Below are 23,607 nucleotides of genomic sequence, written 5' to 3'. Positions count from 1 at the left end.
CACAGGTATGGCGCATTCCTTGGGCTACCGGAGCACCTTGTGGGAGCGGGCATGCCCGCGAACACCGGCGTAGCCGGTGCCATGCACCGCGTCGGATTCTTCGCGGGCGAGCCCGCTCCCACAGGTATGGCGCATTCCTTGGGCTACCGATGCACCCTGTGGGAGCGGGCATGCCCGCGAACACCGGCGTAGCCGGTGCCATGCACCGCGTTGGATTCTTCGCGGCTAAAGCCGCTCCCACAGGGTACGCGGACCGCTTGCGAATTCAGTTCTCCAAGCGACAGCGCAGCAGACTGTATAAGGCCAAAAACAACCCGCGTCGGTTTCAGGATGCGCCTGGTCGTTCGCACGCAACCCCCCGGCGCCACAAGTGCCATGCTTGCAGGATGCCTCGGACCAGTGCGCGCAGACGTGCGGCCGCAGGCAAGGAGGCCGCTGGCACCACGCAACCGTGACGTGGCCGGCGTGCCGCAGCAGAACACGCCGGATACCTGCCCCCACAACAATTCAGGCAGGGTCCGTGATGCCGAGGTCCGCTGTATGCCTGATGAATTGCTCCACCTGCCTGTGATCCACCGCATTCTGGCCCGTGACAAGGATACCCCCGGCGCGCTGTTGCCGATCCTGCATGCCATCCAGCACGACATCGGCTACATCCCCGATGCCGCTGTCGCCGAAATTGCCCATGCCCTGAACCTCAGCCTGGCCGAGGTGCGTGGGGTGATCAGCTTCTACCACGATTTCCGCACCACGCCACCGGCGCGCCACACCCTGCGCCTGTGCCGCGCCGAGTCGTGCCAAAGCCGGGGCGCCGAGGCGCTGGCCGCGCAACTGCGCGAACAGCTGGCGCTGGACGACCATGGCACCAGCGCCGACGGCGCCATCAGCCTGCGCCCGGTGTACTGCCTGGGCGCCTGTGCCTGCTCGCCAGCGCTGGAACTGGACGGCCAGGTGCATGCGCGCCTTACCCCTGAGCGCCTGCGCGCGCTGGTCAACGCTTGCCAGGAGGACGCAGCATGCTGAAGCTGTACATCCCCTGCGATTCGGTAGCCCGTGCCGTGGGCGCCGACCAGGTTGCCGATGCATTGCAGCGTGAGGCCGAGCGCCGCCAGCTGCCGCTGGACATCCAGCGCACCAGTTCCCGCGGGCTGTACTGGCTGGAACCGCTGCTGGAGTGCGACAGCGCCCAAGGCCGCCTGGGTTTCGGCCCGGTCACCCCGGAAGACGTGCCGTCCTTGCTCGACGCTTTTACCGGTGAGCCCGGTGAACCTGGTGGCCACTCGCTGGCCCTGGGGCCGGTCGAGGACATCCCCTACCTCAAGACTCAGCAGCGCCTGCTGTTCGCCCGCGCCGGCATCACCCGCCCACTGTCGCTGGACGACTACCGTGCCCATGGCGGTTTCGCCGGCCTTGAAGCGGCCGTGGCACTGGATGGTGCCGAGGTGGTCGCCGCCGTGCTCGATTCCGGCCTGCGCGGCCGCGGCGGTGCGGCGTTCCCGGCCGGCATCAAGTGGCGCACCGTGCGTGACGCCGGGGCCGGGCAGAAGTACGTGGTGTGCAACGCCGACGAGGGTGACTCCGGTACCTTCGCCGACCGCATGCTGATGGAAGGCGACCCGTTCCTGCTGATCGAAGGCATGATCATTGCCGGCCTCGCCGTGGGTGCCGACAAGGGCTACATCTATGTGCGCTCGGAATACCCCGACGCCATCCGCGTGCTCGACCAGGCCTTCGCCATCGCCCGTGACGCCGGCTATCTCGGCAGCGACGTGGCCGGCAGCGGCCAGGCCTTCGACCTGGAAGTGCGGGTTGGCGCCGGCGCCTATATCTGCGGCGAAGAAACCGCGCTGCTCGAATCCATCGAAGGAAAGCGCGGCATCGTCCGCGCCAAGCCTCCGCTACCCGCGCTGCAGGGCCTGTTCGGCCTGCCGACGCTGGTGCACAACGTGCTCACCCTGGCCTCGGTACCCATCATCATGGCCAAGGGAGCGGCGTACTACCGCGACTTCGGCATGGGCCGCTCGCTGGGCACCATGCCGTTCCAGCTGGCCGGCAACATCCGCCAGGGCGGCCTGGTGGAGCGCGCCTTCGGCCTGACCCTGCGCGAGCTGGTGGAAGGCTATGGCGGCGGCACGGCCAGCGGCCGGCCGCTGAAGGCCGCGCAGGTGGGTGGCCCGCTCGGTGCCTGGGTACCGCCCAGCCACTTCGACACGCCGCTGGACTATGAAGCCTTCGCCGCCATGGGCGCGATGCTCGGCCACGGTGGTGTGGTAGTGGCCGACGACACCCTGAACATGGCCAGCATGGCGCGCTTCGCCTTGCAGTTCTGTGCCGAGGAATCCTGTGGCAAGTGCACCCCGTGCCGCATCGGCTCGACCCGCGGCATGGAAGTGGTCGACCGGCTGATCGCCACCAGCGACATGACCGAACGGCATGACCAGGCCCTGTTGCTGCGTGACCTGTGCGACACCATGCAATACGGCTCGCTGTGTGCCATGGGCGGCATGACCGCCTATCCGGTGGCCAGCGCGCTGAAGTACTTCCCCGCCGATTTCGGGCTGACCCACACGGAGGCCGCGCAGTGATCAATTTCTTCGACCCCGCTTCTGATAAAAGCAGCGACCTCGGCACCCCGGCCCGTGACAGCGAGGTACAGGTCAGCCTGAGCATCGATGGCCGTGCCATCACTGTGCCCGCCGGTACTTCGGTGATGCGTGCCGCGGCCATGCTCGGCACCAGCATTCCCAAACTGTGCGCCACCGACAGCCTCGAAGCCTTCGGCTCGTGCCGCATGTGCATGGTGGAAATCGAAGGCATGCGCGGCTACCCGGCCTCCTGCACCACCCCGGTCAGCGAAGGCATGGTGGTGCACACCGAAACCCCACGCCTGGCCGGCCTGCGCCGCAACGTGATGGAGCTGTACATCTCCGACCACCCGCTGGACTGCCTGACCTGTTCGGCCAACGGCAACTGCGAGCTGCAGACCGTGGCCGGCCAGGTGGGCCTGCGCGAGGTGCGCTACGGCTACGACGGCGCCAACCACCTGGCCGAGAAAAAGGACGTATCCAACCCGTATTTCGACTACGAGCCGAGCAAGTGCATCGTCTGCAGCCGCTGTGTGCGCGCCTGCGAGGATATCCAGGGCACCTTCGCCCTGACCATCACCGGGCGTGGCTTCGAATCGCGGGTGGCGGCGGCGGGTGGTGAGAACTTCCTCGCCTCCGAGTGCGTGTCGTGTGGCGCCTGCGTGCAGGCCTGCCCGACCGCGACCCTGACCGAAAAGAGCCTGGTACAGCTGGGCCAGCCCGAGCGTGCGGTCATCACCACCTGCGCCTATTGCGGCGTCGGCTGCTCGTTCCGCGCCGAAATGAAGGGCGACCAGCTGGTGCGCATGGTCCCGGACAAGAACGGCGGCGCCAACCACGGCCACGCCTGCGTCAAGGGCCGCTTCGCCTGGGGCTACGCCACCCACCCGGACCGCATCACCAAGCCGATGATCCGCAAGCGCCTGGAAGACCCCTGGCAGGAAGTCAGCTGGGACGAGGCGGTGACCTACGCCGCCAGCGAGTTCCGCCGCATCCAGCTGAAGTACGGTCGCGATTCCATCGGCGGCATCACCTCCAGCCGCTGCACCAACGAAGAAGCCTACCTGGTGCAGAAACTGGTGCGCACGGCGTTCGGCAACAACAACGTCGACACCTGCGCGCGGGTTTGCCATTCGCCCACCGGCTATGGCCTGAAGCAGACCCTGGGTGAGTCGGCTGGTACACAAAGCTTCGACTCGGTGATGCAGGCCGACGTGGTGCTGGTGATCGGCGCCAACCCCACCGACGCCCACCCGGTATTCGGCTCGCAGCTCAAGCGCCGCCTGCGCCAGGGCGCGCGGCTGATCGTGATCGACCCGCGGCGCATCGACCTGGTCGATTCGCCGCACGCCCGCGCCGAGCTGCACCTGCAACTGCGCCCCGGTACCAACGTGGCAATGCTCAACGCCCTGGCCCACGTGATCGTCACCGAAGGCCTGCTGGCCCAGCGCTTCATCGATGCCCGCTGCGAAACCGAAGATTTCGCTCGCTGGCGCGATTTCGTCAGCCTGGCGGAAAACGCCCCCGAAGTGCTTGGCCCGGTCTGCGGCGTGCCTGCCGAGCAGATCCGCGCCGCCGCCCGGCTGTACGCCACCGGCGGCAATGCGGCGATCTACTACGGCCTGGGCGTGACCGAGCACAGCCAAGGCAGCACCGCGGTGATGGGCATCGCCAACCTGGCCATGGCCACCGGCAACATCGGCCGCGAAGGGGTAGGGGTGAACCCGCTGCGCGGGCAGAACAACGTGCAGGGCTCGTGCGACATGGGTTCGTTCCCTCACGAATTGCCCGGCTACCGGCACATTTCCAACGAGGGCGTGCGTGCCGAGTTCGAGCGTGCCTGGGGCGTGACCCTGCAGCCGGACCCGGGCCTGCGCATCCCCAACATGTTCGAAGCGGCGCTGGACGGCAGCTTCAAGGCCTTGTACTGCCAGGGCGAGGACATTGCCCAGAGCGACCCCAACACCCAGCACGTCACCGCGGCCCTGCTGGCCATGGAATGCGTGGTGGTGCAGGACATCTTCCTCAACGAAACAGCCAAGTTCGCCCATGTGTTCCTGCCGGGCAGCTCGTTCCTGGAGAAGGACGGCACCTTCACCAACGCCGAGCGGCGCATTTCGCGGGTGCGCAAGGTCATGGAGCCGCTGGCCGGCAAGGCCGACTGGGAAGCGACCGTGGCCCTGGCCAATGCCCTGGGCTACCCGATGAACTACCGCCATCCATCCGAGATCATGGATGAGATCGCCCGCCTGACGCCCACCTTCCACCGCGTCAGCTACGCCGAGATCGACCGCCACGGCAGCCTGCAGTGGCCGTGCAACGACGCAGCGCCCGATGGCACGCCGACCATGCACATCGACCAGTTCGTACGTGGCAAGGGGCGCTTCATGCTTACCGGCTACGTGCCCACCGAGGAGAAGGTCAACAACCGCTACCCGCTGCTGCTGACCACCGGGCGCATTCTCAGCCAGTACAACGTCGGCGCCCAGACCCGGCGTACCGGCAACGTTGCCTGGCATGACGCCGACCGCCTGGAAATCCACCCGACCGACGCCGAAAGCCGTGGCATCCAGGACGGTGACTGGGTCGGCATCGGCAGCCGCGCCGGGCAGACGGTGCTGCGCGCCAAGGTCAGTGCACGGGTGGCGCCGGGGGTGGTGTACACCACGTTCCACTTCCCCGAGTCGGGGGCCAACGTGATTACCACCGACAACTCCGACTGGGCCACCAACTGCCCTGAGTACAAGGTGACGGCGGTGGAGGTGGTGAAAGTGTTCCAGCCGTCGCAGTGGCAGAAGCGCTACCAGGACTTCAGTGACGAGCAGCGACGCTTGCTGAAGGAGCGCCGTATTGCGGAAAAAGCCGAGGTGCGCCGATGAGCAGTGAAAACCTGGTCAAGATGGCCAACCAGATTGCCCATTACTTCGACAGCGAGCCAGACCGGGCGCTGGCGGTGCAAGGGGTACGGCAGCATCTGCAGAGCTTCTGGACACCGGCGATGCGCCGGCAGCTGGCGCAATGGATCGAGGCCAATGCAGGGGAGGGGCTAGACCCGAAGGTGCAGGAAGCGTTGGCCTAGCGTTTGGTGTTGAATGGGGCTGCTGCGCAGCCCATCGCCGGCAAGCCAGCTCCCACAGGTACTGCACATGACTTGAGGTCAATGCGGTCGATGTGGGAGCTGGCTTGCCGGTGATAGGGCCCTGACAGATTGAACTCAGCCGCGGGCCAGTTCCGCCTGATGGGCAATTGCCTCCTCGCTCTTGAGCACCAGCACATCCCCCTCCAGCGCATCCAGCACCACCTCCGAGGTATTACCAATCAACGCCCCGGAAATCCCCGTGCGGCACACCGTGCCGATCACCGTCACCACGGCATCCAGCTTCTTCTCGGTATGCGGTATCAGCACATCCGCCGGCCCTTCGGCCACATGCAAGCGGTCTTCGCTGATGTCGTACTCTGCCTGGAATGCCTTGCACGCCTCGCGGTAGCGCTTTTCGATGGTCTCGCTCAACTGGTACACCGGGTCCGACGCCGACAGCATCGGCGACGGATGGGCGCTGATGACGTGCAACTCACCCTTGGCCAGCGCAGCAATGTCATAGCCATGGTCGATGATGCTGGCATGCAGGCGGCGGTGGTCCTCGTCCTGGTTGCCCACATCCACCGCGGCCAGGACCTTGCCGCCGGTCCACGGCCGCTCGCTCTTGACCATCAGCACGGCGCACGGGCACTGGCGCAGCAGCTTCCAGTCGCTGGGGGTGAGCAGGGCCTTTTTCAGCGGGTTGTCCGGGCGGTGTTCCTTGATCACCAGCTCGCAGCCCTCGGCCTGCTGCACGTAGATGATGGTGTCGTGCAAGTTGTCGCGCCAGGCCTCTTCATGGGTGACGTTGTCGTACCCGTCATCATGCAACTGGCTGCTCAGCAGGCTCAGCAGCGCGCTGTGGTCATGCCTTTTGTCGCACATCAGCAGGTGCAGGCGCGCGCCGGTGACACCGGCGATCAGCTTGGCCCGGGTCAGCGCCCGGCTGTGGGCGTGCTCGGGGTCGAGGACGACGAGGATGCTGCGGACGGCTTGCATGGGCGTTAACTCCCTTCAAAGGTGGCGACCAATGCCTGACTATAGTCGGCGCTTCCCCCGCTGGCGCTTGATGTACATCAAGCATAGTCACTGGCGCCGCCCGCCGCCGCCGGTATAATCGCCGGCCCTGCCTGTTCTTTGTGGTTGCACGCTCATGTCCCTGATCCCCGAAATCGACGCCTTTCTTGGTTGCCCGACACCAGACGCCTGGATCGAAGCGGCGCTCGCCGACCAGGAAACCCTGCTGATCGACCACAAGAACTGCGAATTCAAGGCTGCCAGCACCGCCCTGAGCCTGATCGCCAAGTACAACACCCACCTCGACCTGATCAACATGATGTCGCGCCTGGCCCGCGAGGAGCTGGTGCACCACGAGCAGGTGCTGCGCCTGATGAAGCGCCGCGGCGTGCCGCTGCGCCCGGTGTCGGCGGGGCGTTATGCGTCGGGGCTGCGGCGCCTGGTGCGCGCCCACGAGCCGGTCAAGCTGGTGGATACGCTGGTGGTGGGGGCGTTCATCGAGGCGCGCAGCTGCGAGCGCTTTGCCGCGCTGGTACCGCACCTGGACGAGGAGCTGGGCCGCTTCTACCACGGCCTGCTGAAGAGCGAAGCGCGCCACTACCAGGGGTACCTGAAACTGGCGCACAACTACGGCGATGAGGCAGACATCGCCCGCCGGGTGGAACTGGTGCGTGCAGCGGAGGTGGAGCTGATCCAGTCACCGGACCAGGAGCTGCGTTTCCACAGCGGTATCCCGATGGCGCAGGCCGCCTGATTCGCACCAGGCGGCCCAGGCGTCAGTGACGGCGGCCCAGCAGCAGGCCGACCACCAGCCCGAGGCCTGCGGAAATGGCCACGGTCTGCCAGGGGTGGCCGCCGATGTAGTCCTGGGTAGCCTCCACCACCGGTTGCGCCTTGCTACGCACCTTGTCGGCGGCATGGCGCGCCTGGCGTAGCTTGAGGCTTACCTGCGCGCGCAGGGTTTCCGCCTCTTCACCCACCAGGGCGGCGCTGTCGTTCAGCAGCCTTTCCGATTCTTCGATCAGCGCCTGCAGTTCGCTGAATACCTGGTCCTTGATCTGATCGCTGTCGGCCAGCGCGGCGTTTTTCCGGGCCATTAACTCGTCCTCGTCGATGGTGTGGTTTGAACAATGGATGCCGACGCGTCGGGAAAGTTGCGGCGGCTTTGGGCTGTTGCAGTACCTGGGTGTAAGATAGCGGCCATTTTCAAACCTGCAGGTACCTTCATGAGTTTCAATCTGGCCAACATGAGCTTCGAGGAACGGGCGCAGATCGAGGCAGAGAAGGCCCGGCTGTTCGAGCTGTGGCAGAACAACCTGGGCAAGGCCAAGGGCGAAGCGGCGCGGCTGATCGCCGAAAAACCACGGCGCAAAGGCAAATGGGCCGAGTGGGTGCGCGCCGAGCTGGATGGCATGTCGCCGCCCGAATACGCCAACATGGTGCGCAGCGAAGTCAACAAACTGATGGCCGCAGCCAGCGCCAACCGCTGATCACACCCCGCCAGGCGCCTACCAGTAGGCGCCCTTGGGCAGGTCCAGCTTGCCCTCGTCGATAAAGCGCACGGTCCCCAGCAGCCCGCCGGCCAGCTTGCCGCGCAGCACATAGGGCAGGCCCTGCAACGAGTCCACCCGGCCCAGCCCATAGGCCTGGCGCAGGAAGGAAAACGCCGTGATGCTCACCGGCACCACGACCACCGCTTCGCCATAACGGCCGATGTGCCCCTGCTGGTCGCTGACCCCGGCAGCCAGCGGTTGGCCGTTCACTTCCAGGTTGATGGCGATGCCGTTGTAGTCGATCGGCGCCTCGTTGGGGTTTTGTACCCGCATCTTCACCGCCATGCGCAGTTCCAGCTCCTGCCCGGGCAGCGGCTCGATACCGATCACGCTGATATTGACCGGGTCGCGTGCCTGGAACAGCGCACAGGCCCCCAGGCCGCAGGCCAGCAGCAGGACCAGGAACAGGCGGGCGTAGCGGTGCAGACGGGCAGCCATGGGGTGCGACCTTGCCAGAGTGGGCGAATGGGCAGTGTGGCAAATACGCGTCGGCGTTGAAAGTCTCTGCCCAGATGAAAGATACTGTTTCTCATTAACGCCCGATAACTTCTCCTACTGGCCGTTCCCAAACCCATGCTGACCTCTCCCGCGCCGGGCCTGCTGGCAAGCTTCCAGGAGCACTACGACGACCTGCTGCAGTTCCTGACCCGGCGCATGAGCGACCGCCAGCGCGCTGCCGACGTCGCGCAGGAAACCTACCTGAGGCTGGTGAACATCGACCAGCAGGCGGTGCCGGTGCTGCATGCGCGCAGTTTCATCTTCCGCGTGGCCGGCAACCTGGCGATCGATGCCTTGCGCCGTGAACAGCGCATTGCCGCCAGCCACGACGACAGCGAGCGGGCAGGTGAGGTGGCCTGCCCGGCCCCGGCACCCGAAGCGGCCTTGCTGGCCCGGGAACGCCTGCAGATCCTCGACCAGGCGCTGCTGCAGCTGTCCGACAATGCCCGCCAGGCGCTGTTGCTCAACCGCGTCGATGGCCTGACCCAGGCGCAGATCGCGCAACGCCTGGGGGTTTCCGAAAGCATGGTGGCGAAGTACATCGACCAGGCCCTGCGCCATTGCCGCAACTGGCTCAAACAGGCGGGCGTGGCTGCGGCCCTGGTGTTGGCCGTTGCTGTGGCGGGTTGGCAGCAGGCGCCGGTGCTGCTGGCGGATTACCACACCGGGGTGGGTGAGCGACAGGTGATTACCCTGGCCGATGGCACGCGGGTGACGCTGAACAGCGCCACTGCCCTGAGCGTGGTGTTCAGCGACCGTGAGCGGCGGGTGGTGCTGGAGTCTGGTGAAGCCTTGTTCGAGACCACCGATGATTCACGACCCTTTGTGGTCGATACGGCCGGTGAGCGGGTGCAGGGGAGTGCGGCTACCTTCAGCGTGCGTCGCGATGGCCGCGTGGTATTGGCACACGGCGAAGCCAAGGTTGGCGAGCATGAACTGGCAGTAGCGGCCGATGCCGGCACGCAGATGGCCTGGCAGCGCGGCAAGCTGATCTTCAACGGCAAACCGCTGGGGCAGGTGCTGGCGGAGCTCGAGCGTTACCGGCATGGGCGGATCGTGTTGTCCGATAGCAAGCTGGCGGCGATGGAGGTCAGCGGGGTGTTCGACCTCGATGAGCCGGAGGCCCTGTTGCGGACCCTTGAGCAGCGCTATGGGTTGAAGGTGACCTACCTGCCGTGGTTGGCCGTGGTTCATTGATTCGCCTGTGCCGGCCTCTTCGCGGGCTTGCCCGCTCCCACAGGTACACCACAGGACTCAAGATCTGTGGAACACCTGTGGGAGCGGGCAAGCCCGCGAAGAGGCCAGCACAGAAATAAAAATATTTTCCATTCGGCACTGCAAGTTCCTGCCAGCCAGATCGTCGTAGTGGGACTGATCAGCAACCAATTCTCATTTACGACTTGTCAGGAAGCTCATTCGTGCCTCTGATGCTCAAGCCCTTGCACCGCCGCCGCGGTCCGCTTCACCATGCCCTGATGTCCTGCAGTGCCCTGGCCATGCTGGTCGGCCCGCTGCAGGCGTTTGCCTCGACCGCCACCGAACAGGCCCAGACCCAGGCCCGCCAGGTCCAGCTCGACCTGCCGGCCCAGCCGCTGGACCAGGCCCTGACCACCTTCGCCGACCAGGCCGGCCTGCACCTGCTGTACACCACTGGCGATGTCGCCGGCCAAGCCAGCCCGGCCTTGCAGGGCAGCTACAGCATCGAGCAGGCCCTGCAGCAGTTGCTGGCCGGCAGCGGCATGAGCTGGCACTTCAGCGATGCCCGCACGGTGACCCTGCGCAAGGCCGACGCCGCGCCGCAGGCGGTCAACCTCAAGCCGATCGAGGTCAGCGTGGCCTCGCGCACCAGCACCGCGATCAGCGAAATCCCCGGCACCGTGTGGGTGGTCGACCAGCAGCAGTTGCGCGAGCAGATCGACAGCGGCGTCAGCCTGAAGGAAGCCATCGGCAAGCTGGTGCCAGGCCTCGACCTGGCGCCGGAAGGCCGCACCAACTACGGCCAGAACATGCGCGGGCGCAACGTGCTGGTGATGATCGACGGGGTCAGCCAGAACAGCTCGCGCGGCCTGTCACGCCAGTTCGACAGCATCTCGCCGTTCAACGTCGAGCGCGTCGAAGTGCTGTCTGGCGCCAGTGCCATCTACGGCGGCGGCGCCACCGGCGGTATCATCAACATCGTGACCAAGAAGGGCGAACCCGGCCCGGCGCGCTTCGAGACCCAGCTCGGCGCCAGCAGCGGTTTCAACAACAGTGACGACCTGGCCACCCGCTTTGCCCAGTCGATCAGTGGCGGCAACGAGCGGTTCAATGCCCGCCTGGGGGTTTCCGGCGAGCAGAACGAAGCCTTCTACGATGGCGCCGGCGACCAGATCTTCATCGACAACACCCAGACCGACCTGCAGTACAACCGCACCATCGACGTGCTCGGCACCTTGGGGGTGCAACTGAACGACCAGCAGAGCCTCGACCTGTTGGCCCAGTACTATGACTCGGGCAACCACCGCAGCACCGGCATCTACTTCCCCAACCTGAACCACAACGCCCCATCCGACCTTGAAGACGCCGAGCTGCGCAGCGGCTACTCGTCGGACCTGGAGCCGCGCACCCGGCGCCTGCTGCTGAACGCCAACTACCACCACACCGATGTGCTGGGCCAGGACTTCTACCTGCAGGCCTCGTACCGCAAGGAAGACGACAACTTCTACCCGTTCCCGTACTACAACCGCGCCACGCCCACCGGCTCGCGCGGGGTGTACTTCGCCGCCTCGCAGCAGAACTTCGAAGTCACCAGCCTCAAGGGCCTGTTCGCCAAGCAGTGGGACGCGCTGAAGCTGACCTACGGCGTCGACCTGGACCGCGAGCGCTTCAATGCCGAACAGACCACCTTCAACGCCCAGACGTCGTCCGAGTCGGGTGGCCTGGAGCTGGAAAAGGAAAGCAAGGCCGCACGCTACCCCAGCTACCGGGTCGATGGCGTGTCGGTGTACGCCCAGCTGGACTGGCATGTCACCGATAACCTGACCCTGTCCGGCGGCGCCCGGCGCCAGCAGATGGACGTGGACGTCAGCGACTTCAAGGGTGTGCCGGGCGGCAGCAACGATTACCAGGTCAACCTGTTCAACGTCGGTGCCATCTACGATTTCAAGAATGGCCACCAGGTATGGACCAACTACGGCGAAGGCTTCGACCTGCCCGACCCGGCCAAGTACTACGGCAAGCCCGGCCTGAGCGTGGCCGACAACCCGCTGGCCGGCATCAAGAGCCGCCAGGTGGAGCTGGGCTGGCGCTATGCCGACCTGGACTGGGATGCCCAGGCGGCGCTGTATTACATCTGGTCGGACAAGATCATCAACGTCGATTCGCAGACGCTGACCATCAACGTGGAAGAGCAGAAAAGCCGCGACTTCGGTTTCGAAGGCGCTCTGACCCGGCACTTCCAGACCGGCTGGGAAGCGGGTGGTACCCTGCACCTGACCCGCTCCGAGGAGGAGGATGTCGATGGTGGTTGGATCAAGCGCGATGCCCGCTATGCCTCGTTGTCCAAGGCTACAGCGTTCATCGGCTGGAAGGGCGATGGCCGCAGTGCACGGCTGCAGGCCAACCATGCCTTCAGCCTGAAGGACGATGCCGACCACGAGATCGACGGCTATACCACCTTCGACCTGCTGGGCAGCCAGGACACCGGCTTTGGCACCTTCAGCGCCGGCATCCAGAACCTGCTGGACAAGCAGTACAGCACGGTCTGGGGGCAGCGTGCGACGCTGTTCTACTCGCCTACGTACGGGCCGGCTTACCTGTATGACTACCAAGGGCGCGGGCGTACCTACACCCTGACCTGGAGCATGGCTTACTGATTGATGTTGTCTGAACTTGCCTCTTCGCGGGCTTGCCCGCTTCCACAGGTACGGCGCCGCCCGCAGGCATTGTGAGGCCCCTGTGGGAGCGGGCGAGCCCGCGAAGAGGCCCGGTCAGGCAAACGCCGCCAGCAAATCCTGCGCAAACGCCTGCTGTGCCTCGCCGACCGCCTGCGCCCGGTGCCTGGCCAGGGTAAACGGCACCACGAAGTCCAACCCCGGGTCCAGCGCCCACAACAGCCCCTCAGCCTCCCAGGCTTGCGCGCAATGGCACGGCAGATAGCCAATATGCCGCCCCGACAGAATGAACGTCAGCACGCTCTCGATCTGCTCCGCCACCGCCATGCTGCGCTCGCTCTGGAACGGCTCGCCGCCCTTGAGAAACCGGTACGGATGGCGCACCTGGTCCATCGCCAGCAACCGCTCCCGCCCAACGCCAGCCTCACCGAACAGCTCATGGCCCTTGCCGCAATACAGCCGTTGCCGCTCCTCGAACAGCGGCTGGTAATCGAAGGCTGCCTGGTTGCCGGAAAAGTAGCTGATGGCGTAATCCAGCCGCTGCTCCAGCAACAAGCGCTCCAGCTCTGCCGGTGGCGCACTGATCAGCTCCAGCTGCACCGCTTCCTCGCGCCTGCGAAACGCCGCAATGGCCGCCGCCAGCTTCAGGCTCACCGCCCTGTCCTGGTTCTCCGCCATGCCTATGCGCACGGTCCCCAGCAGCCGCTCGGCAACGCCATTGGCCTGCTGGCGAAACTGTTCGATGTTCAGCAATAACCCACGGGCGGCGTCCAGCAACAACGCGCCTTTTTCCGTCAGGTGAAAACCACCCTTGCCGCGACTGCACAGGCGGTAGCCCAGCCGCGCTTCCAGCTGCGCCATGCGCTGGCTGATGGTGGGCTGGCTCAGGCCCAGCACGCCTTGCGCGGCGCTGAAGCCACCGGCCTCGACTACAGTGACGAACAGCCGCAGCAGGTGCAGGTCGGGGTCGTGCACTTGTCCGAGCATTACATTGCCTCTGGTGAATGTCAGCTTTGCAAACTTGCCATTCCTGCAATGTAACCCGGCTGGCATGCTCGCGGCATCCACCCATTTGCCGAGGTGTCCGCCATGCGTCGATCGTTGTGCCTGCTGTCCCTGGTCCTGGCCTTGCCGCTGCAGGCTGAAGAAAAAGTCGTCAACCTCTACAGCTGGGCCGACTATGTCGCCCCGCAAACCCTCCAGCGCTTCGAGCAGGAAACCGGCTACAAGGTGCGCTACGACACCTTCGACACCACCGAAGTGCTGGAAACCAAGCTGCTGACCGGTGGCAGCGGCTATGACGTGGTGGTGCCGTCGTCGGCCGTGCTGGCCCGGGCGCTCAAGGCCAACGCCCTGCAGCCGCTCGACCCCCAGGCCATGCCTGGCTATGCCAACCTCGACAAGGACCTTCTGGCCAAGCTCGCCGAGGCCGACCCTGGCAACCGCCATGCCGTGCCCTACACCTGGGGCACCCTGGGCCTGGGGGTGAATGTGGAAGCGGTGCGCCAACGCCTGGGGGATGTGCCGCTGGACAGCCTCGACCTGCTGTTCAAGCCCGAGTACGCCAGCCGGCTGAAGGACTGCGGCATCGCCATGCCCGACTCGCCCCAGGAGGTGATCGGCGTGGCCCTGAACTACCTGGGCAAGGACCCTTACAGCCAGGACAAGGACGACCTGGCCGCCGCGCTGAGCCTGCTGAGCCAGTTGCAGCCGTCGATCAGCTACGTCGCCAATGGCCGGCAGATCAGCGACCTGGCCAATGGCAGCGTGTGCCTGGCGCTGACCTACAACGGCGATGCGGCGATGGCCGCCGACCAGGCGCGCCGCGCCGGCAAGCCGTTCGAGCTGATCTACCGCATCCCCCGCGAAGGCACGTTGGTATGGCAGGACAACCTGGTCATTCCCAAGGACGCCCCGCACCCCGAGGCCGCGCGGGCGTTCATCGCCTTCATGCTCAAGCCCGAGTCGGTGGCCGCGCTGACCAACACGCTGTTCTTCGCCAACGCCAACCAGGCGGCTACGCCGCTGGTGGACGAAGCGGTGCGCAACGACCCGGACATCTACCCGTCGGCCGCGGTGCGCCAGCGCCTGTATGCCGACCGCAGCATGGCCCTGGCCGACCTGCGCCAGCGCAACCGCCTGTGGACCGCGTTCCGCAGCCGCCAGTAACCAATAACGACAAAGGAGCCCGACCGTGGAGCAAGCCGCAAACAACGACCAGGCCATGACCCGCGACAGCCTGTATGGCACCGCTGCGGAAAGTACCTACGCCGGCATTACCAGTTTCTCTCGCCGCCGCTACAGCCGCGACCTGCGTGGCGTCGATGTGGTGGTCAGTGGTGTGCCGTTCGATACTGCCACCAGCAACCGCCCCGGTGCGCGCTTCGGCCCGCGGGCGATCCGCGCCGCTTCGGTGCAGCAGGCCTGGGCCCGGCACTGGCCGTGGGCGTTCGACCCGTTCGACCACCTGGCGGTGATCGACTATGGCGATTGCGCCTTCGACAGCGGCACCCCACAGTCGGTACCGGACAGCATCGAGGCCCATGCCACGCATATTCTGGAAGCAGGCTGCGCCATGCTCACCCTGGGTGGCGACCACTTCATCAGCTACCCGCTGCTCAAGGCCCATGCCCGCCGGCATGGCCCGCTGGCGCTGATCCACTTCGATGCGCACAGCGACACCTGGCCGGACGAGGAGGGCAAACGCATCGACCACGGCACCATGTTCTGGCATGCCGCCCGCGAAGGCCTGGTGGACCCGGCCAGCTCGGTGCAGATCGGCCTGCGCACCACCAATGATGACAGCCAGGGCTTTGCCATCCTCGACGCCCGCCAGGTGCACCGGCAGGGCACCGAGGCGGTGATCGCGGCGATTCGCCAGCGGGTGGGCGAGCGGCCAGTGTACCTGACCTTCGATATCGACTGCCTCGACCCGGCCTATGCGCCCGGTACCGGCACGCCGGTGTGCGGCGGGCTGAGCACGGTGCAGGCGCTGGAGATCATCGGCGGGCTGCGCGGTATCAACCTGGTGGGCATGGACCTGGTGGAGGTGGCGCCAGCCTATGACCATGCCGACATCACCGCGCTGGCCGGGGCGACCCTGGCGATGGAAATGCTGTGCCTGTATGCGGCGCGGCACAAGGTGGACAAGGGCCAGTAATTCGGCGTCCGTAGGGTCTTTGTGGGAGCGGCCTTGTGTCGCGAAAGGGCTGCGTAGCAGCCCCCAGGGCCCATACTGAAACATCAGGAATCATCTCCACCCGCATTCACACTTTTGCCGCGAACCCTTCGCGCCTTAGGCTATCAAACCCACCAGGCGCGGCATTTTCGTACAGGAGGTGAAGCATGACCCCGACCTTGCCCATCCTGGCCCTCGGCCTGGTGCTGTGCCTGCCCGCGCAAGCGGCCACCGAGCCGCCCTTGCAACTCGCCGCCGGCAACAACAACCCCTACAACAGCCCGATCCAGCGCGCCAACCCCAACAGCCGCCAGGGCAGCATGCCGGCCACGCCTCCCGTGCGCGGCCCGTCCACCGACCCGTACCAGCGCACGCCCACCCTGGACAACCGCGGCATCGGCAATGGCGACAACCTGCGCCGCCAGCAACAAACCCCGAACCTGGAGCCCACCCGACCACCGCGCGGCAACCCGCGCGCGCCATGAGCGCCCTACGAAAGGAATCCTGCATGCTTCGAGCACCCTGGCTTGTCACCCTGACCGCCGCCGCACTCCTGCCCCTGCTGGCGCAGGCGGCGGCCGAACAGCAGTTTCGCAGTGAAGAAGGCACCTTGACCGTCAGCACCCTGGCCGATGGTCTGCGCAACCCTTGGGCCCTGGCGTTCCTGCCGGGCGGCAAGGACATGCTGGTTACCGAGCGCGCCGGCAACTTGCGGGTGGTCAATGCCGAAGGCAAGGTCGGCCCGCCGATCAGCGGTGTGCCCAAGGTCTGGGCCGAGGGCCAGGGCGGCCTGCTGGATGTGGTGCTGTCGCCAGAGTTTGCCAAGGACCGTACCGTCTACCTGTCCTACGCCGAAGAGGGCAGTGACGGCAAGGCCGGTACGGCGGTCGGCCGTGGCCAGTTGTCCCTGGACCGCGCCCGGCTGGAAAACTTCAACGTCATCTTCCGCCAGCAGCCCAAGCTGTCGGAGGGCAACCACTTCGGTTCGCGCCTGGTGTTCGACCGCGACGGCTACCTGTTCATCGCCCTCGGCGAGAACAACCAGCGCCCGACCGCCCAGGACCTGGACAAGCTGCAAGGCAAGATCGTGCGTATCTTGCCGGACGGCGAAGTGCCCAGGGACAACCCCTTCGTCGGCAAGGACAACGTGCGGCCGGAGATCTGGTCGTTCGGCCACCGTAACCAGCAAGGCGCCGCACTCAACCCCTGGACGGGCAAGCTGTGGACCCACGAACACGGCCCGCGCGGCGGCGACGAGATCAACATTCCCGAGCCCGGCAAGAACTATGGCTGGCCGATTGCGACCCACGGCATCAACTACTCGCTGCTGCCGATCCCTGAGGCCAAGGGCAAGCATGTGCAGGGCATGGTCGACCCGCACCATGTATGGGAGAAGTCGCCGGGTATCAGCGGCATGGCGTTCTACGACAGCCCTACGTTCAAGGCCTGGGACCACAACCTGTTCATTGGCGCGCTGGCTACCCAGGAGCTGATCCGCCTGCAACTGAATGGCGACAAGGTTGTGCATGAAGAGCGTTTGCTGGGTGAGCTGAAGGCGCGTATCCGCGATGTGCGGGTGGGGCCGGATGGCTACCTGTATGTGCTGACCGATGACAAGGACGGCGCGTTGCTGAAAGTTGGATTGGGAGACAGCTGAGCCAAAGTCACTTGCACCGGCCTCATCGCCGGCAAGCCAGCTCCCACAGGGATAGCGCATGGCTTGGGGCCAATGCGGTCGAGGTGGGAGCTGGCTTGCCGGCGATGAGGCCGGTGCAGATAATGCCGCATGGCTATCGATCCCCATTCCCTCTACCAGCAGGCCCTGACCACCCAGGGCTATGTCGCCGACCCCGCCCAGGCCCGCGCCGTCGAAGCCTTGCAGGCCTGTTTCCAGGCCGTCGAACAGGGCCGCCCCACCCAGGGTATCTACCTCTGGGGCCCGGTCGGCCGCGGCAAGACCTGGCTGATGGACCAGTTCCACCACTGCCTGCGGGTATCCAGCCGGCGCCAGCACTTCCACCACTTCATGGCCTGGGTCCACCAGCGCCTGTTCCAGCTCAACGGCACCGCCGACCCGCTGCTGGCGCTGGCCGGGGAGCTGGCAGGGCAGATACGCGTGCTGTGCTTCGACGAGCTGTTCGTCAACGACATCGGTGACGCGATCATCCTCGGCCGCCTGTTCCAGGTACTGTTCGACCAGGGCGTGGTGATCGTCGCCACCTCCAACCAGCCACCCGAGCAGCTCTACCGCGACGGTTTCAACCGCGAGCGTTTCCTGCCGGCCATCGCCGCCATCCAGCGGCACATGCAGGTTCTGCCGGTAGCCGGCGAGCAGGACCACCGCCTGCACCCCGGCGCCGAGCGCCAGCGTTACTGGGTGGCGCAAGCGGGGCAGGCCAGCCAGCTGGGCGAGGTGTTCCGCCAGCTCAGCCCCGGCGACGCAGGCCACGATCAGCCCTTGGCGATCGGCTCCCGGCAGGTGCAGGTGGTGCGGCGCAGCGCGCAGGCCATCTGGTGCCGCTTCACCGACCTGTGCGAACAGCCGCTGGCGGCCATGGAGTTCATGGCCCTGTGCGACCGGTTCCCGGCCATCCTGGTGTCGGGCATTCCGGCGCTGGGGGGTGAACAGCGGGCCGGGCGCATTGCCCGGGGCACCGAGGATGCTGCGGCGCGGGTGGTGGCGGGTGACCGCGAGCTGCCGGCCCTGTCGCCCAAGGACGATGCAGTGCGCCGCTTCATTGCCCTGGTCGACGAATGCTACGACCGCCGGGTGGCGTTGTACCTGGAGGCACAGGTGCCGCTGGATGCCCTCTACACTCAAGGGTATCTGGCGTTCCCGTACCAACGGACCCTGAGCCGGCTACGGGAGATGCAACTGCAACGCTTCGCCTGAAAAGGAGCCGAACCATGGAGCCGCTGTCGCATCATCTGCTGACCCAGGCCTACAACAATGGCTGGGCCAACCACCGTCTGTACAAGGCCTGCCTGCAACTGACCCAGGACGAATTCGTCGCCCCGCGCTGCAGCTTTTTCCCGTCGATCAAGGCCACCCTCAACCACCTGCTGACGGTGGACTGGTTCTACCTGCACATGCTCGAGTGCGAGCAGCGTGGCGAGCAGCCCGACGCCGACGGCGAGCGCTTCTTCGACCCCGAACAGCCGTTTGCCACCTGCACCGACCTGCATGCCGAACAGGCCCAGGCCGATCACCGGCTGATCGCCTATTGCCGGGGCCTGCGCGATGGTGAGCTGGGGCGCTATGTGAGCATCGTGCGCCCCGAGCGGGTACAGCGCGAGCAACGGCTGCGGCTGCTGGCGCAACTGTTCGAGCACCAGGTACATCACCGTGGGCAGGTGCATGCGATGCTCAGTGACACGGCAGTTAGGCCGCCGCAGCTGGATGAGTTTTTCTGCGAGGAAGAGGCGGGGTTGCGGGCGGCGGACTTTGCCGAGCTGGGCTGGACCGAGGAGCAGGTCTGGAAAGTGTAGGGGGCTGCTTTGCAGCCCTTCGCGGGCTTGCCCGCTCCCACGGGTAGTGCACAGCTTCCCAAACCTGTGCAGTACCTGTGGGAGCGGGCGAGCCCGCGAAGGGCCGCAAAGCGGCCCCTCGACTATTGGCTCACTTGCCCAGCCACTCCACCAGCGTACGGTTGAACCGCACCGGCTCCTCGATCTGCGGCGCATGCCCCATGCCTTCAAAGGTAATCAGCTCACCCTTGGGAATCAGCTTGGCCACCTGCGGCCCCAGCACTGCATACTTGCCCAACTTCGCTTTCACCTCCGGCGGCGCGATATCACTGCCGATGGCTGTGGTGTCCTGGTCACCGATCAGCAGCAGGGTGGGCATCTGCAGGTCCTTGAACTCGTGGTACACCGGCTGGGTGAAGATCATGTCGTAGATCAGCGCCGAGTTCCACGCCACCGCTTCATGCCCCGGCCCCTTGTTCAGGCCCACCAGCATCTGCACCCAGCGCTCGTACTCCGGCTTCCAGCGCCCGGCGTAGTAGGTCTTGCGCTCATACTCGCGCACGCCTTCGGCATCCAGCTTGAGCTCGCGCGCATACCACTGGTCCACCGTGCGGTAGGGCACGCCCAGGGCTTTCCAGTCTTCCAGGCCGATGGGGTTGACCATCGCCAGGCGCTCCACCTGCTGTGGGTACATCAACGCATAGCGGGTGGCAAGCATGCCGCCGGTGGAGTGGCCGAGCACGATGCTTTGCTTCACCCCCAGCTGTTCGAGCAGGGCATGGGTGTTGCTCGCCAGCTGCTGGAAGCTGTACTGGTAATGTGCCGGCTTGCTGGAGCTGCAGAAGCCGACCTGGTCGGGGGCGATGACCCGGTAGCCAGCCTTGCTCAGGGCATCGATGGTGGTTTCCCAGGTGGCGGCGCAGAAGTTCTTGCCATGCATCAGCACCACGCTGTGGCCGTTGGCCTGGCCCTGGGCGGGCACGTCCATGTAGCCCATCTGCAGGGCCTGGCCCTGGGACTTGAAGTCGAAATGCTTGAGCGGATGCGGGTAGCTGAAGCCCTCCAGCTGGGGGCCATAGGTGGGCGATTCGGCGGCGATGGCCGAACTGCCGGCGAGGCAGGCCAGGGCCAGGGCGGTTGCGCGCAGCATGGGGGCACTCCGTGTAGGGCCATGTAGGAAGGGGCGACTGTAGCAGCCAGTGGACCACGCGGAACGTGAAAGGTGTTACCAGGCGTGAAACCAGCCCAGGGTAATCATCGCCAGCACCCCATAGCGGCCGGCCTTGGCCAGGGTCACCAGCAGCAGGAAGCGCCAGAACGGCTCACGCATGATGCCCGCGATCAGCGTCAGCGGGTCGCCGATCACCGGCATCCAGCTGAGCAGCAGCGACCATTGCCCCCAGCGCTGGTAGCGCTGTTGCGCGCGTTCCAGCTGGGCAGGGCTGAACGGGAACCAGCGCTTGTCACGCAGGTGCTCGATGGCCCGGCCCAGCACCCAGTTGACCACCGAGCCCAGCACATTGCCCAGGGTCGCCACCAGCAGCAGGGTGGCCCAGGCCTCGGGCTGGCGCAGCAAAAGGCCGACCAGCACGGCCTCCGATTGCAGCGGTAGCAGGGTAGCGGCGCCGAAGGCGCTGAGGAACAGCGCCCACAGGCTGAGCATCAGTAGTTGGCGACCACGGTGTCCTTGCCGTCCTGGGTTACGCCGATGACCTGGTAGGCATCCTTGTGGTCACCCATTTCCATGCCGGGCGAGCCCATGGGCATGCCCGGCACGGCCAGGCCCTTGAGGTCGTTGCGCTTGGCCAGCAGGCGCACCTGCTCGGCCGGTACGTGGCCTTCGACGAACTTGCCGTCGATCACACCGGTATGACACGACGCCAGGCGTGGCGCCACGCCCAGGCGTTGCTTCACCTCGCTCATGTTCGGCTCGACATGGTCGTTGACGGTGAAGCCGTTGTCGCGCAGGTGGCTGATCCAGGCCTTGCAACAGCCACAGTTGGGGTCGCGGTAGACGTCGATGGTCTCGGCAGCCTGGGCCAGGCCGGTGATGGCCAGCAGGCCCAGGGGCAGCAGGTGTTTACGCAGCTTCATGAAGCACTCCTTCAAAAACGTGGGCGGATACCGGCGACCAGGCCTGTGCCTTGCACGCGCCCGGTGTCGTTGCGGCCCCAGGGGCGGTCCGGTATCCAGCGGTTGGCCAGCAGCATAGCGTAAGCGGCCTTCAGGCGCAGCGCGGCCTGTTGCCGTTCACCAGCCTTGTTGGGCAAGCAGTCTACCTGCCAGGTAGTGGTTCCGGATGCCGGCCTGTCATCACGCTGGCTAACGTGCGGCACACCTATCTGAGAGCCTGCTGGATCATGACCCTACCACTGGACTGCCTGTTGTACTCCAAGACCAATCTGATCGGCATCGGACCAAACCTGTCCGACGAGGAACGCCAGGACGTGCAAACGTTGCTGGACCATGCCGATGAGTTCGCAAGCCGTTTCCTCGACCGGGACGAGCTATGGAAAAGCTGGTTCGACCGCTTCCGCAATCGCCTGGAGAAACATGGCTGCGTAAGGATGGCCGCCCTGGAGTTGCCGCCGCAGGTCATCAGAGACCATGACGATTTCGATACCGGGCTCGAGCCCATCGGCACAGGCAGCACACCAACGCTGTTGGCCCAACTGGCGCGCGCATCCATGCAGGAACTGCGCATCAGTGCTCACGCCAGCAAGTTCCTGAAGTCGGGTTGGCAGAACGACGTCGCCTCATCGTTTCTGATAACACCCTGCCAGAAGGACGAGGAGGGCCAGATCCATCTGGCGGTCTACTCGTTTCGCTTCAATGCCACGGTGGAAATGCGCGACTTCGGATTCTGGAGCGAGGCCCAGCGTGACATCGTCGTGTGGAACACCGGCACTGTTTACCGTTTTGACCTGGAACGTTTCGCCGCTTTTCGCCAGCAGATTCGTAAGGAATTGGGCGACCGGCGGCTTGGCGCCATCACCAGGATCGAACTCTAGCCACCTCGCTCAAGCTGGCAGGTCACGCATCAGCAGGCCGTATGCCAATGGCACCTGCTCGGGAACAGGAAGGTAGATGGTGTGGCCATCGCCCGGGGCGACCTGCAGCGGTTGCTGCTGGCCATTGCTCATGTGCTCGAGATCGAAGTGGTAGTTGCCGCGTGGGGTCATCAGTTCCAGATGGTCGCCCACGGCGAAGCGGTTCTTCACCTTGACCTCGGCCAGGCCGTCGACGCGCACCCCGGTCAGTTCGCCAACGAACTGCTGGCGCTCGGACACCGAGTTGCCGCGCTGGTAGTTCTGGTACTCGTCGTGCACGTGGCGGCGCAGGAAGCCTTCGGTGTAACCACGCTGGGCCAGGGATTCGAGGTTGTCCATCAGGGAACGGTCGAATGGCCGCCCGGCCACCGCGTCGTCGATCGCCTGGCGGTACGACTGCACGGCGCGGGCGCAGTAGAAGTGCGACTTGGTGCGGCCTTCGATCTTCAGCGAGTGCACGCCCATGGCGGCCAGGCGCCCGACATGCTGGATGGCGCGCAGGTCCTTGGCATTCATGATGTAGGTGCCGTGCTCGTCTTCGAACGCCGGCATTTCGGTGCCGGGGCGGTTGCTTTCCTGCAGCAGGAATACCTGCTCGGTCGGTGCACCCAGGCCCAGCGTCGGCTGCACTTCGCGCACGATGTCGCCGGTGGCGTTTTCGGTGGCCGGGGTGGCGTCGTACTTCCAGCGGCAAGCGTTGGTGCAGCTGCCCTGGTTGGCATCGCGCTTGTTGAGGTAGCCCGACAGCAGGCAACGGCCGGAGTAGGCCATGCACAGGGCACCGTGGACGAACACCTCCAGCTCCATTTCCGGCACCTGCTGGCGGATTTCCTCGATCTCTTCGAGCGACAGCTCGCGCGACAGGATCACCCGGCTCAGGCCCAGTTGCTGCCAGAACTGCACGCTGGCCCAGTTGACCGTGTTGGCCTGCACCGACAGGTGCACCGGCATCTGCGGGAAGTGCTGGCGTACCAGCATGATCAGGCCTGGGTCGGACATGATCAGCGCGTCCGGTGCCATCTCGATCACCGGCGCCAGGTCCTTGAGGAAGGTCTTGAGCTTGGCATTGTGCGGGGCAATGTTGACCACCACGTAGAAGCGCTTGCCCAGGGCATGCGCCTCCTGGATGCCCAGGGCCAGGTTGGCATGGTCGAACTCGTTGTTGCGCACCCGCAAGCTGTAGCGTGGCTGGCCGGCGTAGACCGCGTCGGCGCCATAGGCGAAGGCGTAGCGCATGGTCTTGAGGGTGCCGGCGGGGGCCAGCAGTTCGGGCTTGGCGATAGGGTTCATGTGCGCACCGGAGCAAA

24 protein-coding genes are annotated in these 23,607 nt (G+C 65.7%); 15 read left to right on the top strand and 9 right to left on the bottom strand.

All coding sequences use genetic code 11. The features are described from left to right. Window positions 1-540 precede the first annotated feature (540 nt). From B2790_RS09510 to B2790_RS09495, 4 genes are read left to right on the top strand one after another with little or no spacing between them, the layout of a single operon-like run. Window positions 541-1,023, top strand: a complete 483-nt coding sequence (locus B2790_RS09510; protein ID WP_054572333.1) for a formate dehydrogenase subunit gamma — start codon at window positions 541-543, stop codon at window positions 1,021-1,023. Next, window positions 1,017-2,585, top strand: coding sequence for a formate dehydrogenase beta subunit (locus B2790_RS09505; protein WP_286918702.1), 1,569 nt, complete (start codon window positions 1,017-1,019; stop codon window positions 2,583-2,585). The genes B2790_RS09510 and B2790_RS09505 overlap by 7 nt, the downstream gene beginning before the upstream one ends. Next, the gene (gene fdhF / locus B2790_RS09500) at window positions 2,582-5,464 is read left to right on the top strand and encodes a formate dehydrogenase subunit alpha (protein WP_025338352.1); all 2,883 of its coding nucleotides are present in this window, start codon (window positions 2,582-2,584) and stop codon (window positions 5,462-5,464) included. Before B2790_RS09505 ends, fdhF begins: the two co-directional genes overlap by 4 nt. Then, entirely contained in the window at window positions 5,461-5,664 is a 204-nt protein-coding gene (locus tag B2790_RS09495; RefSeq protein ID WP_015269628.1) for a formate dehydrogenase subunit delta, read from the top strand. Before fdhF ends, B2790_RS09495 begins: the two co-directional genes overlap by 4 nt. A gap of 135 nt (window positions 5,665-5,799) precedes the next feature. On the opposite strand, the gene B2790_RS09490 is transcribed toward B2790_RS09495, so the two are convergent. Next, window positions 5,800-6,663, bottom strand: a complete 864-nt coding sequence (locus B2790_RS09490; protein WP_075044239.1) for a universal stress protein — start codon at window positions 6,661-6,663, stop codon at window positions 5,800-5,802. A gap of 154 nt (window positions 6,664-6,817) precedes the next feature. On the opposite strand from B2790_RS09490, the gene B2790_RS09485 reads away from it, so the two are divergent. Beyond that, on the top strand, window positions 6,818-7,435 hold the full coding sequence (locus tag B2790_RS09485; RefSeq protein WP_085665501.1) for a tRNA-(ms[2]io[6]A)-hydroxylase: 618 nt from the start codon (window positions 6,818-6,820) through the stop codon (window positions 7,433-7,435). A 22-nt stretch (window positions 7,436-7,457) separates the two neighbouring features. On the opposite strand, the gene B2790_RS09480 is transcribed toward B2790_RS09485, so the two are convergent. Next, window positions 7,458-7,778 (bottom strand): DUF883 family protein, encoded by a 321-nt coding sequence (locus tag B2790_RS09480; protein ID WP_286918701.1) that lies wholly within the window; start codon window positions 7,776-7,778, stop codon window positions 7,458-7,460. Window positions 7,779-7,907: 129 nt separating this feature from the next. Here B2790_RS09480 and B2790_RS09475 point away from each other — a divergent pair, with 129 nt between their 5' ends. Next, on the top strand, window positions 7,908-8,171 hold the full coding sequence (locus B2790_RS09475; RefSeq protein ID WP_025338356.1) for a hypothetical protein: 264 nt from the start codon (window positions 7,908-7,910) through the stop codon (window positions 8,169-8,171). Between the two features lie 18 nt (window positions 8,172-8,189). Here B2790_RS09475 and B2790_RS09470 read toward each other — a convergent pair whose 3' ends face one another. After that, complete coding sequence (locus tag B2790_RS09470; RefSeq protein WP_286918700.1) at window positions 8,190-8,672, bottom strand: LEA type 2 family protein; 483 nt, start codon at window positions 8,670-8,672, stop codon at window positions 8,190-8,192. A gap of 135 nt (window positions 8,673-8,807) precedes the next feature. On the opposite strand from B2790_RS09470, the gene B2790_RS09465 reads away from it, so the two are divergent. Then, window positions 8,808-9,929, top strand: coding sequence for a sigma-70 family RNA polymerase sigma factor (locus B2790_RS09465; protein ID WP_286918699.1), 1,122 nt, complete (start codon window positions 8,808-8,810; stop codon window positions 9,927-9,929). Window positions 9,930-10,159: 230 nt separating this feature from the next. Next, window positions 10,160-12,586, top strand: a complete 2,427-nt coding sequence (locus B2790_RS09460) for a TonB-dependent receptor (RefSeq protein WP_286918703.1) — start codon at window positions 10,160-10,162, stop codon at window positions 12,584-12,586. A gap of 114 nt (window positions 12,587-12,700) precedes the next feature. Here B2790_RS09460 and B2790_RS09455 read toward each other — a convergent pair whose 3' ends face one another. Continuing rightward, the gene (locus B2790_RS09455) at window positions 12,701-13,591 is read right to left on the bottom strand and encodes a LysR family transcriptional regulator (RefSeq protein WP_286918698.1); all 891 of its coding nucleotides are present in this window, start codon (window positions 13,589-13,591) and stop codon (window positions 12,701-12,703) included. A 102-nt stretch (window positions 13,592-13,693) separates the two neighbouring features. Between B2790_RS09455 and B2790_RS09450 the strand changes: the two genes are divergently transcribed. The 6 genes from B2790_RS09450 to B2790_RS09425 all read left to right on the top strand — a co-directional run bounded on the left by B2790_RS09450 (window position 13,694) and on the right by B2790_RS09425 (window position 19,271). Next, window positions 13,694-14,773 (top strand): polyamine ABC transporter substrate-binding protein, encoded by a 1,080-nt coding sequence (locus tag B2790_RS09450; RefSeq protein WP_286918697.1) that lies wholly within the window; start codon window positions 13,694-13,696, stop codon window positions 14,771-14,773. Between the two features lie 25 nt (window positions 14,774-14,798). Beyond that, window positions 14,799-15,764 carry an agmatinase gene (gene speB, locus B2790_RS09445; RefSeq protein WP_085593236.1) on the top strand — a complete coding sequence of 322 codons (966 nt, stop codon included), beginning with the start codon at window positions 14,799-14,801 and terminating at the stop codon, window positions 15,762-15,764. Window positions 15,765-15,949: 185 nt separating this feature from the next. After that, on the top strand, window positions 15,950-16,267 hold the full coding sequence (locus B2790_RS09440; RefSeq protein WP_286918695.1) for a hypothetical protein: 318 nt from the start codon (window positions 15,950-15,952) through the stop codon (window positions 16,265-16,267). Between the two features lie 23 nt (window positions 16,268-16,290). Next, window positions 16,291-17,439, top strand: coding sequence for a PQQ-dependent sugar dehydrogenase (locus B2790_RS09435; protein WP_286918694.1), 1,149 nt, complete (start codon window positions 16,291-16,293; stop codon window positions 17,437-17,439). A gap of 129 nt (window positions 17,440-17,568) precedes the next feature. Beyond that, a complete protein-coding gene (gene zapE / locus B2790_RS09430) occupies window positions 17,569-18,675 on the top strand; it encodes a cell division protein ZapE (protein WP_025338364.1) in 1,107 nt (368 codons plus the stop codon). Window positions 18,676-18,689: 14 nt separating this feature from the next. Continuing rightward, window positions 18,690-19,271, top strand: a complete 582-nt coding sequence (locus B2790_RS09425; RefSeq protein ID WP_286918693.1) for a DinB family protein — start codon at window positions 18,690-18,692, stop codon at window positions 19,269-19,271. A gap of 130 nt (window positions 19,272-19,401) precedes the next feature. Here the strand turns inward: B2790_RS09425 and B2790_RS09420 are convergent, their stop codons facing one another. The 4 genes from B2790_RS09420 to B2790_RS09405 form a co-directional block, all read right to left on the bottom strand. Continuing rightward, a complete protein-coding gene (locus B2790_RS09420; RefSeq protein WP_013971817.1) occupies window positions 19,402-20,400 on the bottom strand; it encodes an alpha/beta fold hydrolase in 999 nt (332 codons plus the stop codon). A gap of 75 nt (window positions 20,401-20,475) precedes the next feature. Then, the gene (locus tag B2790_RS09415) at window positions 20,476-20,913 is read right to left on the bottom strand and encodes a YqaA family protein (protein ID WP_013971818.1); all 438 of its coding nucleotides are present in this window, start codon (window positions 20,911-20,913) and stop codon (window positions 20,476-20,478) included. Further along, entirely contained in the window at window positions 20,913-21,344 is a 432-nt protein-coding gene (locus B2790_RS09410) for a DUF411 domain-containing protein (RefSeq protein ID WP_039614165.1), read from the bottom strand. Before B2790_RS09410 ends, B2790_RS09415 begins: the two co-directional genes overlap by 1 nt. A gap of 11 nt (window positions 21,345-21,355) precedes the next feature. Then, entirely contained in the window at window positions 21,356-21,520 is a 165-nt protein-coding gene (locus B2790_RS09405) for a hypothetical protein (RefSeq protein WP_414708579.1), read from the bottom strand. Between the two features lie 90 nt (window positions 21,521-21,610). On the opposite strand from B2790_RS09405, the gene B2790_RS09400 reads away from it, so the two are divergent. Then, the gene (locus B2790_RS09400) at window positions 21,611-22,261 is read left to right on the top strand and encodes a hypothetical protein (RefSeq protein ID WP_137163427.1); all 651 of its coding nucleotides are present in this window, start codon (window positions 21,611-21,613) and stop codon (window positions 22,259-22,261) included. Window positions 22,262-22,270: 9 nt separating this feature from the next. Here B2790_RS09400 and yegQ read toward each other — a convergent pair whose 3' ends face one another. Continuing rightward, entirely contained in the window at window positions 22,271-23,590 is a 1,320-nt protein-coding gene (yegQ, locus tag B2790_RS09395; protein WP_286918692.1) for a tRNA 5-hydroxyuridine modification protein YegQ, read from the bottom strand. Window positions 23,591-23,607 lie beyond the last annotated feature (17 nt).

This window comes from Pseudomonas sp. UBA6753 (assembly GCF_002453565.1).
Lineage (GTDB): Bacteria > Pseudomonadota > Gammaproteobacteria > Pseudomonadales > Pseudomonadaceae > Aquipseudomonas > Aquipseudomonas putida_Z.
Note: the sequence above shows the minus strand (reverse complement) of the source record. Positions and strands in the feature narration are given on the sequence as shown.